Genomic DNA, 12,668 nt, shown 5'->3' with positions numbered 1-12,668 from the left:
TCGGGCGTGTTCATACGCCGCCACGATCAATTCAAAAGCGTGTTTTTGTAGATCGCGCCGTCCTTCATGATGACCTTGAAATTGTTCTCGGGATCGGCCACCAGGTCGAGGTTTTCCAGCGGATTGCCCTCAACGAGCAGCAGGTCGGCCAGCGCGCCTTCCTCCACCACGCCGAGCTTCCCCGGATAGGGGTTGCGCTTACCGGACAGCGCCAGCAGTTCGGCATTGGTGCCGGTCGCCATCGTGAGCGCTTCGGCGGGTGTGTACCAGCGGCCGAGCGAGGCAAGGATTGCTCCCTGTTGTGCGGCCATCGCGCGCGAGAACAGGACGTCGGTGCCCCAGGCCGTCTTGATCTTGTACTTCTTCGCCAGCCTGTAGGTGCGGTCGATGCCGGGCCATACCTCCTCGGCCTTGGCCCGTTCGACCGAACCCTCCGGGAGGCCCGTCCTCATCGCTTCATGGAGCGGCTGCAGGCTCAGCCAGATGCCTTTTTCCGCGATCAGTTTGGCGTCGTCCTCGGTCATCAGAAAGCCGTGCTCGATAGATTTCACGCCGGCCTCGATCGACATTTCGATCGCTTCCGGCGTGAAGGCGTGCGCGGCGACGTAGGTGCCCCAATGCTCGGCGATTTCGACGACAGCCCGCAATTCCGGCAAAGTGAATGTGGTGACGTCGAGCGGGCTGTGGGGCGACGACACGCCGCCGCCCGCCGTCACCTTCAAGAGCACGGCCCCTTGCATCATCTGCTCGCGGGCGCGCAGGCGCGCCTCGTCGGGGCTGTCCACGACGATGCTGCCGCCGTTTATCTCCATTGGGGTAAACAAGCCGGGCTTCCGCGGCAGGTCGCTCATCTGGCGGAAATCCCCGTGGCCGCTGGTCACCGTGATCATGGCTCCGGCGGGATAGATGCGCGGCCCTTCGACGAAGCCCCGGTCGATCGCGTGCTTGAGGCCGAACGCCGGCCCGCCGACGTCGCGAACCGTGGTGAAGCCGCGCATCAGCGTGTCTTCCGCCTCGTCGCCGGCTGCGAGATAGGCCAAGCCGATGTCGTTCATCGTCTCCAGCGGAGTGGTCGCGATCAGCATGGCGTGCCAGTGTGCATCGATCAGCCCCGGCATCAGCGTGCGCCCGTTGCCGGCAATGCGCTTTGTGGCTTCGATCTCTATGGGATCGGTTGAGATGCGCTCGATCAGATTGCCATTGACCAGCACGTTTGACGGCGCCGAAAGAGAAGTCGCTCCCTTTCCGTCGAAGATTCTTACGTTTTCGAAGAGCACGGTATCCGCGTGGGCTTCCGCTCCATCTATCGCCAGCAGCGCAACGCCGCAGACTAGGCCTTGCAACAATTTTAGCATGCTTGATCCTCCACCTTGCCAAGATGCGATATCTCAATAGTTCGCACAAGGATTTCTGCCGACGAATCATCGTCGCACGAGCCATGCGCAGCGCCCGTGGGTGTTGCCTCCCTTCATCACCGAGGACGGTATGATGCTCGTCGATGGCAGCATCATGAACGATGCGCCCTTGGATGTGATGCGGGAGTTAAAGTCAGGTCCCAATGTAGTCGTGCATTTTGGACGAGATAATATTCGTCGGCTAAATAATATTGGTTATGCGGACCTGCCAGGCCGGTCGGAAGTCATCCGCTCTTTTCTGAAACGAGGCAAATCGCGCAAGCGCATGCCCAGCATCGTCACCATGCTTTACCGAACCATGCTGGTGCACCAGAACTACAACTTTACGGCTGAACCGGATGATCTCGTGCTTAATCCGCCCGCGTTCCCCGGGGCCTCGATGATCAATTTCGACAATCACCGAGAAGTGACGCGGGCAGCCTATGAATGGACGAAAAGCGAACTGTTGCGCCTGCCGGCGATCAAGGATGGGTATTCGCCACCTCCGACCAGCGCAGGAGCACGTGAGGACGTCTCTTTATAACGGGCGGTTGGAGGTTCGGAAGATTTACATGAAGGGTATGACGGATGCGCAATCGTTCACTGCTTGATGTGGCTGCAGCCTTCGAAAATAGGATGTTTGGGAAAACCAGGATGTTCCAGGTGTGGACGTCGGGTTGGTCGGCGCCCACGGATGAGATTTTTGTCGTGGTGCGCCTGCCAGCCCGGCACATCGATGCCTCAGGCGGCGTAACCGATTTGTCGTTGAAGACGGCAGCGCAATCAGCCGCATTGAAATGGCACGCTGAGGTGTGTTGCGCTCGCGGCGGTCGGGTCCACCATGTGACGATCGACAAGGTCGAAAAATTCCGGCAGCCTTGGATGAAGCAAGAATGGGTAAGGTCGTCAAAAGCGCTGGTTGTAACCGCACGCTATTGCGGGCGGACGGATAATGTCGCGTTTTGCTTCCGCCACAACGTATCCGATGCGCATGGCAATCATTTCATGCGCTACGTCTCACAAATTCACTTCGACCCTCAGCCGGATCTTCCTGCCTACCCGACCGTTCAGATCACGGGCGAAGCGATCGCGCAATGTCGAGATTCGACCGTCGACAATGGTGAGGGGTGGCTCAGATCAATATAAAACTGAGAAAGGTCGGACGTGTCTTCGAGGCGAACGAAGAAACAGAACTATGTCTGCGTTATTCCTCTCCACAGCTCTCCCAAATAAAGCCATAAGCAAATGGCGCAGACTGGTGAAGGTAGGCCGACCGCTAATGGAGAGACGATGCGACTGACGAAGTTCGTAACAATTGTCGGGATGACGCTTACATTGTCTGGCACCGCAGCGTTCGCCGAGGGATTTGAAATCCACGATCTCACGACGCTGGAGAAAGCCGTCGCAGCCAAATTTGACAAGGAGGCATATCATTGGGCAACCCCTACCAATATGAGCATATCTTGTTGCGGCATGGATGAAGACGAGATCGTTTCGGTGACTCTCGATCGACAAACAGACGAAATCGGCAAGGCGAACCGGACTGATGAAGCCTACATCGCCGAACTCGAGGACGTCTGTACGAAGCAAGGGATTTGCAAGATCGAGGAAATCGAAGCCGGGACAGCCATCGCCAGGCAGGTCACACTCCGAAACCTTGGCGGCGGCCAATCAGGCGTGAACATTTTCGCCGTGAAGGGTGGCGACAGGCTGACGATCCAGTCCTCTGCGAAGACCACGGAAATTGCCCGAGACAACGCTGTGAAGGTCTTGGAGGCCCTAAAAGGGTCGCTCATCGGACTGTAACTTCTTCCAGAATAGCTTTTCCGCAAATGCCTGAGCGATAGTGCTAGGATGGTGGTTGACGCGTTTTTGCATCCAGCGATCTTCCAGGTTTCTTCCTTGCGGTATCGACCTCCAATGGAGGTTCGGCGGATACCGCCGCGAGGCGAAGCCCAGCGGTATCGCGATGCAGATGAACAGCATGAGGCGGACGAGGACGGTAGTCCTCACGCTATTTCGCGGCTTGCCCTGAGCGATTGGCCGCATTGAGCGGAGGTGCAACCGGCGGGCGGCCCTGCCCGAACTGCCGGGGTGCGCAGCCCATGACGCGCTTGAAGGCGGTGCTGAAGGCACTCTCCGATTCATAGCCGAGCGCGATCGCGATTCTCGCGATGGGATCATTTGAGTTTTCAAGCTTGTCCGCAGCCAGCAGCATGCGCCAGCGCGCGAGGTACTCCATCGGTGTTTCGCCAGCCGTCTCCCTGAATCTCAGCGCGAAGGTCGAGCGTGACATGCCGGCGCGCTCGGCGAGTTCCTGTAGGGTCCAGCGATATGCCGGGTTCGCGTGCATGGCTTTGATCGCGACCCCGATCTGTTTGTCCGCCAGAGCCACGAACCAGCGGGAGCTGCCGTTGAGCTCGTCGCTCAGGTGCATGCGCAGCGCCTGTACGAGCATCATGTGCGCGAGGTGCTGTGCAATGAGGAAACCGCCCGGCTGGCTCTCGCGCATCTCCTCCATCATGCGCTCCACCGACCAGCGCAATGCCGTCTGTTCGGATTCTTTGTGGATGTGCACGATGGGCGGAAGCAGATCCAGCAGGAGGCTGGCGTGACTGCCGGATACGGCAAAGCGACTGCCCGCCAGAAACACCCCGCCGCCATCGTTGACACGAACGACGCCGCCGGGACGTGCCGGTGGAAAGACCGTCTTGGAGTCAACCGGTTGGATCGCCATATCGCTCGCCAGCCGGAAGGGACGCCCGGTCGGCAATACGAAGCAATCTCCCGCTTCAAGGCGTGCCGGCTCCGAAATACCCTCGACCGCGAGCCAGCATCCACCGGAGACGACAGCATAGCATTTGATCGTGTCATGCTGATTGGAGAATTCTATGGACCATTCGCCGCCGGCGTCGAAGCCGGCCGAAAGATAACCGCGTGGCTTTAGCAGCGAGAGCACTTCCGACAATGGATCCATGCGCTCTCCGGGCGAGCGTGAAAATATGGTCGAGATTGCCAGCATGGATTGCGATTTCCCAATCACGTAGTTGGCATGTGCGATTGTAGTCTCCCAGGATGCGGTATCGCTGCGCCCGCCCGTCATTCCAGCGCGATACCACCTACGTATCAGCTTCAGAGCCCAGCCAGTGCTGTTCGGGCCGCGGGCGTGAAAGTATCCGGGCCGGTCGACCTCCTCGCCCTGCGGCAGGATGCCTATGGCGGAAGTGACGATCAGCGGGCGGTCCGAGCCGGCGAGTGCGGCTCCCAACGTTTCGATTACCCGCCATCCATTTCGCAGCTTGCCTGGAATTGGAGAAGTCATGATTGAACGCGGTATGTATGACGCCATCCGCGCCGGCCGCGTCCGCATGCAAGATCTCGGGATCGTCCAGGTCACCACGCAGCGGCTCGGCGCCGCCGGCGAGCAACGCCGAGGCAGTCGCGACCGACCGTGCCAATCCGACGACACGATGACCCGCACCAATCAGCTCCTCGACTATGGCCGAACCGACAAAGCCGGCGGCCCCAGTTACAAAAATGCGCATGATGGAATGCTCACCGTGATGTCTTGTGATCGTGCCGCTCCCTCCGCTGACGATCACCCGTCGAGCGCCGCCTTGACCCGCTCCGGCAGGAACGGATAGTGCCGCAGCCGCACGCCGCCGGTGAGCCGCGCCACGGCGTTGGCGATCGCCGGTCCGGTCGGCGGAAGCCCGACCTCGCCGATGCCTGCCGGCTTGTTCTCCGGCGTTGGTGTCACGCGGACATGGATTTCCGGCATCTCCGACATCCGCATCACCCGATAGGTGTCGAAGTTCGTTTCCTGGACTTCGCCGTCAACGATGTTGATCTGCTCGTAGAGGGCGTGGCTGGCACCATGCACGATCGCGCCGGCGACCTGGGCCTCGATGTTGACGGGCTGGACCGCCACCCCCGGATCGACGACGCACCAGATGTTGTGCACGCGGATCTCCCCGCTCTCGCGGTTGAGGGACACCTCGGCGACTTGCGCGCAATGCGCGTCGAAGGCGTCGGTATAGGCGAGGCCGAGTGCCCGGCCTTCGCGCTCGCGGTTCCATTCAGCCATCTCGGCAACGGCCTCGATCACCTTGCGGGCACGCGGTGCTTCGGCCAGCAATTCCACCCGGAACGCGACGGGGTCGACGCCCTTGGCGGCGGCGACCTCGTCGATCATGCATTCGACGCCGAAATTGTTCTGGCCGTACCCGACCGCGCGCCAGAATCCGACATCCCGGCCGTTGTCCTGGCGGATGAACTCGACGAGATGCGCCGGAACGCGATAGTTGAAGATCGTGCCGTCGGTGACGACCGTGTCGAGGCCTCCGTCGCCGGCGAACATGTCTGGCATGGTGCGGGCAAAGATCGAGTCCGCCACCACGCGATGACGCCAGCCGACGATGTTGCCGCCTTCGTCCAGGCCGACCTGCACGTGCTGCGCCGCAAGGGGCCGGTACTTGCCGTGCTGGACGTCGTCCTCGCGGCTCCAGATGACCTTGACCGGCTGCCCCTGAACCTCCCTGGCGAGCAAGACGGCATCGATGATGAAGTCTGCTTCCGCCCTGCGGCCGAAGCCGCCTCCCAACAGCGTGGTATGGACCTTCACCTTGTCGGGCGTCGTGCCGGCGGCGTTGGCGGCGAACCCCAGCGTCGCGGTTGGCCCCTGGGTCGGTGCCCAGACCTCTACCGTTCCACCGGAGACCAGCGCCGTTGCGTTCATCGGTTCCATGGTCGCGTGGTGGACGTGGTCGCTGACATAGTCGGCACTGACGATACGCGTGGCGCTGGCGATCGCGGAGGCGGCGTCGCCTTGCGTGTGCGCGGCGACGCCCGGCTGGTCAAGGTCGCGGCCGAGATCTCGATAGGTTTCCGCCAGGAGAGCGCTGTCGTAGCGCCGGACCCGCGAAGAGGTGCTCCAGGTGACGTTCAGCGCCTCCTTGGCCCGTCGCGCCGCGTCGTAGCTCTCCCCGATGATTCCAACGCCGTGCGACAGGCGAATGATATGAGTGATGCCCTTCACGGCCCTGGCCGCGACATCGTCGATGCTTTCCGGCTGCTCACCGGGAACCGGCGCGCGCAGCACCGTTCCGTAAAGCATGTCAGGCAGTTCGACATCGATGCCGAACCGCGCGGTGCCGTCGACCTTTGCCGGCACGTCGATACGGCCGATGTCGCTGCGGCCGATATAACGGCACCGGTCGACCGGCTTCAGATCGGCCTCGGTTGCTTCCGGAAGCGGATCGGGAAGCTCGCCCGCCGCGGCGATCTCGCCATAGTCTAGCGATCGACCTGAAGCCGAATGCACGACGCGGTTCGGTTCGGTGGTAAGCTCGCCCGTGGGCACATCCAGCCGGGAGGCGGCGATCGCCAGGATGACCTTGCGCGTCTGTGCACCGACCAGCCGCAGCAGCTGATAGTAACCCCGCATGGTCTCGCTGCCGCCGGTGAGCTGGATGCCGTAGAAACCGGGATTGCCGTATTTCTCCGCGTCGGACGGAGCCTGAATGACGCGAACCTTGTTCCAGTCGGCGTCCATGTCCTCCGCGATCAGCAGGGGCAGTGATGTCATGACGCCCTGACCCATCTCGGAGGCGGGACAGATGATGCTGACAGTGCCATCGGCCGAGATGGTCACCCACACATTGGGTGCGAAACCGCCAATCGCCACCGGTGCAGTCTCGGCGCCAAGCGCGACGGAAGGCAGGCCGCCGAACGCCACTGCGATGCCGGCACCGCCGACCGTGACGAGGAAACTGCGCCGTGATAGGGCGGTGGCCTGAAGCCCGGATTTCGCGGTCATGGCTCAGGCCTCCTGCGCGGCGCGCTCGATGGCGCTGATGATCCGACCATAGGTCCCGCAGCGGCAGATATTGCCGTCCATGTGCTCTATGATCTGCTCGCGGCTGGGCTGCGGATTGCTTGCAAGAAGTGCCGCCGCCTGCATGATCTGCCCAGACTGGCAGTAGCCGCACTGCGGCACCTGCTCGACGATCCATGCCTTCTGCAACGGATGGCTGGCATCCGGCGAAAGACCTTCGATCGTCGTCACCTGCCTGCCGGCGACGTCCTGGAGCTGTGTCTGGCAGGAACGCATCGGTTCGCCGTCGACATGAACCGTGCAGGCGCCGCACATGGCTATTCCGCAGCCGAACTTGGTGCCTGTGAGCTTGAGCTCGTCCCGGATCACCCACAGGAGGGGCGTGTCGGGTTCGGCGGCGACATCGACCGCGCTTCCGTTGATCGTAAACGCTGTCATGGGCGTACCTCCTTCGTGCTGGTGGCTTTCGGCTATTGGCTTTCGAGATAGGTAATGATTGCCGCGCGCTGAGCCGCATCCGGAACACCGACGGTCATCGTCGTGCCCGGAACCATGCGGCGCGGGGCGGCGAGAAAATTGTCGAGGGCCTCGTCGTTCCAGACTACGCCCGACTCGCGCATTGCTTTCGAATAGCGCGCACCCTCGATGCTGCCGGCCGCACGTCCGATCACACCGGCGAGATGAGGGCCGCTTCTGTTCTGACCTGGATCGGGGCTGTGGCAGGTGCCGCAACGCTGGCGGAACAGCCGCTCGCCATCGGCCTGTTGGGCGTTGGCGGTTGCTGGCAAAGGCGGTACAGCGAGAGCGGCAACGACAACTAGCCACGCATAGGCATTACGCTGGATGGCGGCGTGGATATTTCGGCATGCCGTTCGTTCATGGGTCAAAATCTTGTTCCCGAAGCCAACTGTTCGTCACTATCAACGATAGAGGCCTCGCGCTGCACGAACTATGCTGGAGCGTCTGAATTACTTTTTTGATCGTCTCAAAGGACGACTGGATGTGGGATTGTCGGTGCGCTGCAGTGACGCGCACAAATCCTCGCCCGGCATCATGACTTCGAGCACGACGAGATCGAAGCGGCTTTCCGCCGTCGCCTTGTCCATGGCCTCGTGTCATCGACGGTACTCACGCGAGGCCGTTCCGTTTGAGGTATTGACCGGATTGCAACGGGCTCGGTGGTGTCGGCGTCGCAACGTATAGTTTCATGACGTCAGGCCGGGGTTGTCGGAGTGCGTTCCAGCTTCGACGTCAAAGCCCTCGCCCAGGAAGAAAGGATGCTGCAATGGAAGCATGAGTCGTCATGGTTCCCATTGCCTTTTTCGTCCCGTCTGTATAACGAAACGCAACAAAACGAACGAGGGGCCAGCGCGATGATGCGCAGTTTTGAGCGATTCGATGTCATTCTCGGCCTTCTTCAGGCACAGGACTACGTTACTATCGAAGATATGGCGGCAGCCTGTGATACGTCGCCACAAACGATTCGCCGCGACCTCAATGTTCTTGCCCGAGATGGGAAGGTGCAACGCTACCACGGCGGTGCGCGGTTGCCGGAAGCGCCTTCCGCCGCTACCTATGAGGTGCGTAGCACAAGCCATGTTGAGGAAAAGAAGGTCGCTGCGGGGCTTTTGCCGGACCTCATCCCCGACCACTCATCGCTGTTCATTGCCGGTGGCTCGACCCTGGCACTTGCAGCGCAGTGTCTGCGGGTGCGCGAAGGGCTGACAATCGTCACCAACAACCTCCATGCAGCTATCTCGCTTTACGATAAAATAGGCTTCGAGATCCATGTCGTTGGGGGCGCGATGCGCCCAGCCAGCGGATCACTGACGGGCGACGAGGCGGCGCGCATCATCGAGCGGTTTTCCCTGGATTTCGCTCTGATTGGCACCTGCGGCATTGCGGCCGATGGCGCATTGCTGGAATATGACCAAAGCCTTGTTCCGCCATTGCTGGCTATGATCGCCAATGCGCGCGAGACGATCCTGGTCGCTGATTCCTCGAAGTTCGCATCCACTGGAATTGTGCGCAGCACACATTTGCGCAGCGTGGACAGACTCCTCACAAATGAAACACCGCCCGCCGCCAGCATTGAACTGGTGAACAGCTTCGGTGTCTCCCTGCATCTTCCTGGTTCGTGATTTCGCTGCAGTGGCCAAGCTAGGCCGCTCGAAATTCGCAAAAGAAATAAAACGAACATAGGTTGACAAAAAACAACAGAAACGAATATCTGGCTTTGTCTGGGAGAGCGGCGTTGCGGCCTGCTGGATGACCGAAGGGCGTTTGCCGCGGTCCATATGAGTCCGCCCGTCGAGGGTTGGCAGTTGAGGGAGGTTGATTTGAGATTCTTTGCAATGTCCGCTGTTCTGGCTTTGGCAATGGTGCCGGCGCACGCGCAGGATGGCTTTGATTGGCGCAAGCATGACGGTGAGACCGTCAATCTGATGCTCAACAATCTCGCCTGGACGCAACAGATGCGCGACCGGCTGGATGAGTTCACAACGAAGACCGGCATCAAGCTGCGCGTCGAGACCTATAGCGAGGAGCAGTATCGCGCGCGCCTGACCACGCTGCTGCAGGGTGGATCGAGCGACCTCGATGTGTTCATGACCTTGCCGTCACGCGAGGCGCCGCTGTTTCAGGCCAATGGCTGGTATGCCGATCTGACTTCGTTGCTGAAGGGCGATGCGACAGACCCCGCCTTCGAATACGAAGATTTCTCGCAGGCGCTGCGCGATAGCGGCGTCGTGGGCGAGACGGTCACCAGCTTGCCGATCAATGTCGAGGGCCCGCTGTTCTACTGGCGCAAGGACGTCTTTGAGAAGTGCGGCCTGGAAAAGCCCGCGAATCTCGAGGAACTGTCCGCCACGGCCGCCAAGCTGAAGGAATGCGACAGCGCGATCACACCTTGGGCCGCGCGCGGTCTGCGCGGCACCGTCGGCTATCCGCTTGGCGGTTTCGTTTACAACAGCGGCGGCGATTTCAAGGATGCGGACGGCAAGGCCACGCTGTGCCTGCCGGGTACGATCAAGGGCATCGATCTTTATGGCTCGCTGCTGCGCGAATACGGCCCGCCCGGCGCGACCAACCACACTTTCACGCAGGTTATAGATCTCCTCGCCCAGGGGCGAGTGGCGATGTCGAACGAGTCCTCAAACGAGTTCTCCACCCTCATGCGCTATCCCGGCCGCTCAGAGGACATTGCGGTTGGTGTTCTGCCGCCAGGTGCCGACGGCACCTCCAAGCCGATCGTCATCAACTGGAGCCTCGCCATTTCCGGCAAGTCGCAGAAGCAGGAAGCGGCTTGGTATTTCCTGCAATGGGCAACCGGCAAGGAAGTTCAGAACACGCTCGCCCAGAACGGCATCGCTCCATCGCGTGTTTCCGTCTTCAATGGTGACGACTTCAAGGCCTGGGCAAGTGAAAGCCGCCCTCGCGGCGAATGGCTGGAGGCGCTGCTCGAGATTTCGCAGACCGGCACCTCGCTTTACCAGACGCCGACGCTGACCCGCACGCCGGAAGCGCGTGAGATTCTGTCCAGCGTCGTGCAGCAGGTGATCCTTGGCCAAAACGACGCGGAAGCCGCAGCTTGTGCGGTAACCGAGCAGGTTCAGGCGCTTCAGGATTAAGCCCTGCCCGTAACGATGGCGATACCGGCCGCGCTGCAATTCGGCGCGTCCGGTTCGACACCGCCCCGATCCGTCAGGAGTTCCCTTCCCATGCCCCATCAGCCCCAGACCGGCCAGACCGCGATGTCTGTCCGGTGGATGATGATCCCGGCCGTTATTCTCACGCTCGCCATGGTGGTGTTCCCGCTGGGCTATGCTGTTTATCTCGGCTTCGGTGGCGGATCCCCGGCAACCGGGTTCGGGGTCGCGAACTTCCAACGTTTGGCGGCGGATCCGTCCTTTTGGAGCGCGCTGCGCATCACGTTCGGGCTGTTCCTGTCGGCGCTCGTTCTGCAATTGGTTCTAGGTACGGCGCTTGCGCTACTTCTAAACCGCTACGATGTCGTGCGCGGCCTTGTACGCACCGCGATCCTTTCACCCTTCATGCTGCCGCCGGTCGTTGTCGGCATGATCGCCATCGTGGTGCTCGATCCCGGCCTCGGTGCGGCGAACTGGATTGTCCAGAGCCTCGGTTTCGCGCCCTTGCTGTGGCTGGCGTCCCCGAACTGGTCGCTGCTTGTGATTGCTCTCATCGACACCTGGCAGTGGACGCCGTTCGTTGCGTTGATCGTTCTCGGTGGGCTGCAGTCCTTGCCGGCGCGCGTTTATGAGGCTGCTGAAATCGACGGCGCGGTAGGGTTCAGGCGCTTCTGGCACATTACCTTGCCGCTGCTGGGCCCGACGCTTTTGACCGCGGCTGTTCTGCGTTCGGTCGATCTGCTGCGCTTCTTCGACATCATCTACATCACGACGCAGGGTGGCCCAGGCAATTCGACCACCACGCTGAATATCTATGCCTACAAACTCGGCTTCGACTTCATGGATGTCGGCTACGCCGCGGCGGTGATGATCGTCCTTGCCTTGCTTGTGCTCGGCTCGGTTCTTTTCTTTGCAGGTCTTCGTAAGCGGGTGTCTTGGTAATGGATAACAAACAGCGCACGCTGCTTCCCACCGTTCTTTTCTCGCTCGGCGCGATCATCTTCATGTCGCCGATCCTTTGGATGGCTCTGTCCTCTTTCAAGAGCCCGCTGGAAGTTACGGCCTATCCTCCGAGCCTGGTGTTCGAGCCGACGCTCGAAAACTACGAGGAACTATTTGGGCGTACCGAATTCTTGCATTACACATGGAATTCCTTCGTCGTTGCGGGGCTTTCGACGCTGCTCGGCCTGGTACTGGCCATTCCCGCGGCCTTTGCGATTTCCTGGCATCGCATGGTGTGGCCGGCGACGGTTAGCCTCTTTGCACGCATGGCCCCCGGCACGCTGTTCCTGTTGCCGTGGTTCATCATGTTCTCCAATCTCGGCCTGTCAGGCAGCTACACCGCGCTTGTGCTGGCCCATGCGGTGGTGACCATGCCGCTCGCTTTGTGGATCCTGCTTCCTTATTTCGACGGCATGCCGCGCGAAGTGGTGGAAAGCGGCCAGATCGACGGCTGCCGAGGCCCTACGATCCTCGTGCGCCTGGTTTTGCCGATGATCTATCCGGGCGTGGTCGTGGCGACGATCATGAGCTTCGTATTCTCCTGGAACTACTTCCTGTTTGCGCTCGCATTGTCGGGCTTCGACACGAAAACGGCGATTGTCGCGTCCTTCAACTTCATTGGTGAAGGCACAACCAACTGGGGCGCGCTCATGGCTGCCGCGACGGTGATCGCGCTGCCGCCTCTCGTTCTCACCTTCATGGTTCAACGCTGGCTGGTGGCCGGCTTGTCCTTCGGCGCCGTCAAGGGCTGACGGCCGCGCTCTCAGTTCCCATTCGGAAGGTTTCCAC

14 protein-coding genes are annotated in these 12,668 nt (G+C 61.0%); 7 read left to right on the top strand and 7 right to left on the bottom strand.

The genetic code is table 11. From position 1 onward, the window contains the following. Positions 1 to 26: 26 nt before the first annotated feature. Positions 27 to 1,355, bottom strand: coding sequence for an amidohydrolase family protein (locus XW59_RS25430; protein WP_047148700.1), 1,329 nt, complete (start codon positions 1,353 to 1,355; stop codon positions 27 to 29). 130 nt (positions 1,356 to 1,485) lie between these two features. On the opposite strand from XW59_RS25430, the gene XW59_RS25425 reads away from it, so the two are divergent. From XW59_RS25425 to XW59_RS25415, 3 genes are all read left to right on the top strand, one after another. Then, positions 1,486 to 1,938, top strand: coding sequence for a hypothetical protein (locus tag XW59_RS25425; protein ID WP_136068510.1), 453 nt, complete (start codon positions 1,486 to 1,488; stop codon positions 1,936 to 1,938). A gap of 110 nt (positions 1,939 to 2,048) precedes the next feature. After that, positions 2,049 to 2,540: a hypothetical protein gene (locus XW59_RS25420; RefSeq protein WP_136068508.1), complete on the top strand. Its 492-nt coding sequence runs from the start codon at positions 2,049 to 2,051 to the stop codon at positions 2,538 to 2,540. Positions 2,541 to 2,684: 144 nt separating this feature from the next. Beyond that, entirely contained in the window at positions 2,685 to 3,200 is a 516-nt protein-coding gene (locus XW59_RS25415) for a hypothetical protein (RefSeq protein ID WP_047148697.1), read from the top strand. A gap of 208 nt (positions 3,201 to 3,408) precedes the next feature. Here XW59_RS25415 and XW59_RS25410 read toward each other — a convergent pair whose 3' ends face one another. The 6 genes from XW59_RS25410 to XW59_RS29455 form a co-directional block, all read right to left on the bottom strand. After that, the gene (locus XW59_RS25410) at positions 3,409 to 4,371 is read right to left on the bottom strand and encodes an AraC family transcriptional regulator (RefSeq protein WP_047148696.1); all 963 of its coding nucleotides are present in this window, start codon (positions 4,369 to 4,371) and stop codon (positions 3,409 to 3,411) included. A 142-nt stretch (positions 4,372 to 4,513) separates the two neighbouring features. Beyond that, positions 4,514 to 4,939: an NAD-dependent epimerase/dehydratase family protein gene (locus tag XW59_RS25405; protein WP_246666217.1), complete on the bottom strand. Its 426-nt coding sequence runs from the start codon at positions 4,937 to 4,939 to the stop codon at positions 4,514 to 4,516. 53 nt (positions 4,940 to 4,992) lie between these two features. After that, entirely contained in the window at positions 4,993 to 7,212 is a 2,220-nt protein-coding gene (locus XW59_RS25400; RefSeq protein WP_047148695.1) for a molybdopterin cofactor-binding domain-containing protein, read from the bottom strand. 3 nt (positions 7,213 to 7,215) lie between these two features. Continuing rightward, positions 7,216 to 7,668, bottom strand: coding sequence for a (2Fe-2S)-binding protein (locus XW59_RS25395; RefSeq protein WP_047148694.1), 453 nt, complete (start codon positions 7,666 to 7,668; stop codon positions 7,216 to 7,218). Positions 7,669 to 7,700: 32 nt separating this feature from the next. Continuing rightward, a complete protein-coding gene (locus tag XW59_RS25390; protein ID WP_246666227.1) occupies positions 7,701 to 8,018 on the bottom strand; it encodes a c-type cytochrome in 318 nt (105 codons plus the stop codon). A gap of 180 nt (positions 8,019 to 8,198) precedes the next feature. Next, positions 8,199 to 8,336, bottom strand: a complete 138-nt coding sequence (locus XW59_RS29455; protein WP_170990220.1) for a hypothetical protein — start codon at positions 8,334 to 8,336, stop codon at positions 8,199 to 8,201. Positions 8,337 to 8,507: 171 nt separating this feature from the next. On the opposite strand from XW59_RS29455, the gene XW59_RS25385 reads away from it, so the two are divergent. The 4 genes from XW59_RS25385 to XW59_RS25370 all read left to right on the top strand — a co-directional run bounded on the left by XW59_RS25385 (position 8,508) and on the right by XW59_RS25370 (position 12,631). Beyond that, on the top strand, positions 8,508 to 9,371 hold the full coding sequence (locus XW59_RS25385) for a DeoR/GlpR family DNA-binding transcription regulator (RefSeq protein WP_246666216.1): 864 nt from the start codon (positions 8,508 to 8,510) through the stop codon (positions 9,369 to 9,371). A 213-nt stretch (positions 9,372 to 9,584) separates the two neighbouring features. Beyond that, complete coding sequence (locus XW59_RS25380) at positions 9,585 to 10,859, top strand: sugar ABC transporter substrate-binding protein (RefSeq protein WP_047148693.1); 1,275 nt, start codon at positions 9,585 to 9,587, stop codon at positions 10,857 to 10,859. A 90-nt stretch (positions 10,860 to 10,949) separates the two neighbouring features. Continuing rightward, positions 10,950 to 11,819, top strand: a complete 870-nt coding sequence (locus tag XW59_RS25375; protein WP_206077747.1) for a sugar ABC transporter permease — start codon at positions 10,950 to 10,952, stop codon at positions 11,817 to 11,819. Beyond that, positions 11,819 to 12,631, top strand: a complete 813-nt coding sequence (locus XW59_RS25370) for a carbohydrate ABC transporter permease (protein ID WP_047148692.1) — start codon at positions 11,819 to 11,821, stop codon at positions 12,629 to 12,631. The genes XW59_RS25375 and XW59_RS25370 overlap by 1 nt, the downstream gene beginning before the upstream one ends. The last annotated feature ends 37 nt before the right edge of the window (positions 12,632 to 12,668 follow it).

It is taken from the genome of Aquamicrobium sp. LC103 (genome assembly GCF_001014615.2).
Classification (GTDB): domain Bacteria; phylum Pseudomonadota; class Alphaproteobacteria; order Rhizobiales; family Rhizobiaceae; genus LBCQ02.
The sequence above is the reverse complement of the archived record's forward strand: the minus strand, read 5'-3'. Positions and strand labels throughout refer to the sequence as shown.

What these genes read in the sequence shown, in the direction of transcription:
- XW59_RS25370 (WP_047148692.1), top strand. Translation starts at nt 11,819, where the DNA reads ATGGATAACAAACAGCGCACGCTGCTTCCCACCGTTCTTTTCTCGCTC.
- XW59_RS25410 (WP_047148696.1), bottom strand. Translation starts at nt 4,371, where the DNA reads ATGGATCCATTGTCGGAAGTGCTCTCGCTGCTAAAGCCACGCGGTTAT.
- XW59_RS25395 (WP_047148694.1), bottom strand. Translation starts at nt 7,668, where the DNA reads ATGACAGCGTTTACGATCAACGGAAGCGCGGTCGATGTCGCCGCCGAA.
- XW59_RS25405 (WP_246666217.1), bottom strand. Translation starts at nt 4,939, where the DNA reads ATGCGCATTTTTGTAACTGGGGCCGCCGGCTTTGTCGGTTCGGCCATA.
- XW59_RS25375 (WP_206077747.1), top strand. Translation starts at nt 10,950, where the DNA reads ATGCCCCATCAGCCCCAGACCGGCCAGACCGCGATGTCTGTCCGGTGG.
- XW59_RS25420 (WP_136068508.1), top strand. Translation starts at nt 2,049, where the DNA reads ATGTTCCAGGTGTGGACGTCGGGTTGGTCGGCGCCCACGGATGAGATT.
- XW59_RS25425 (WP_136068510.1), top strand. Translation starts at nt 1,486, where the DNA reads ATGATGCTCGTCGATGGCAGCATCATGAACGATGCGCCCTTGGATGTG.
- XW59_RS25415 (WP_047148697.1), top strand. Translation starts at nt 2,685, where the DNA reads ATGCGACTGACGAAGTTCGTAACAATTGTCGGGATGACGCTTACATTG.
- XW59_RS25380 (WP_047148693.1), top strand. Translation starts at nt 9,585, where the DNA reads ATGTCCGCTGTTCTGGCTTTGGCAATGGTGCCGGCGCACGCGCAGGAT.
- XW59_RS25385 (WP_246666216.1), top strand. Translation starts at nt 8,508, where the DNA reads ATGCTGCAATGGAAGCATGAGTCGTCATGGTTCCCATTGCCTTTTTCG.
- XW59_RS29455 (WP_170990220.1), bottom strand. Translation starts at nt 8,336, where the DNA reads ATGGACAAGGCGACGGCGGAAAGCCGCTTCGATCTCGTCGTGCTCGAA.
- XW59_RS25400 (WP_047148695.1), bottom strand. Translation starts at nt 7,212, where the DNA reads ATGACCGCGAAATCCGGGCTTCAGGCCACCGCCCTATCACGGCGCAGT.
- XW59_RS25430 (WP_047148700.1), bottom strand. Translation starts at nt 1,355, where the DNA reads ATGCTAAAATTGTTGCAAGGCCTAGTCTGCGGCGTTGCGCTGCTGGCG.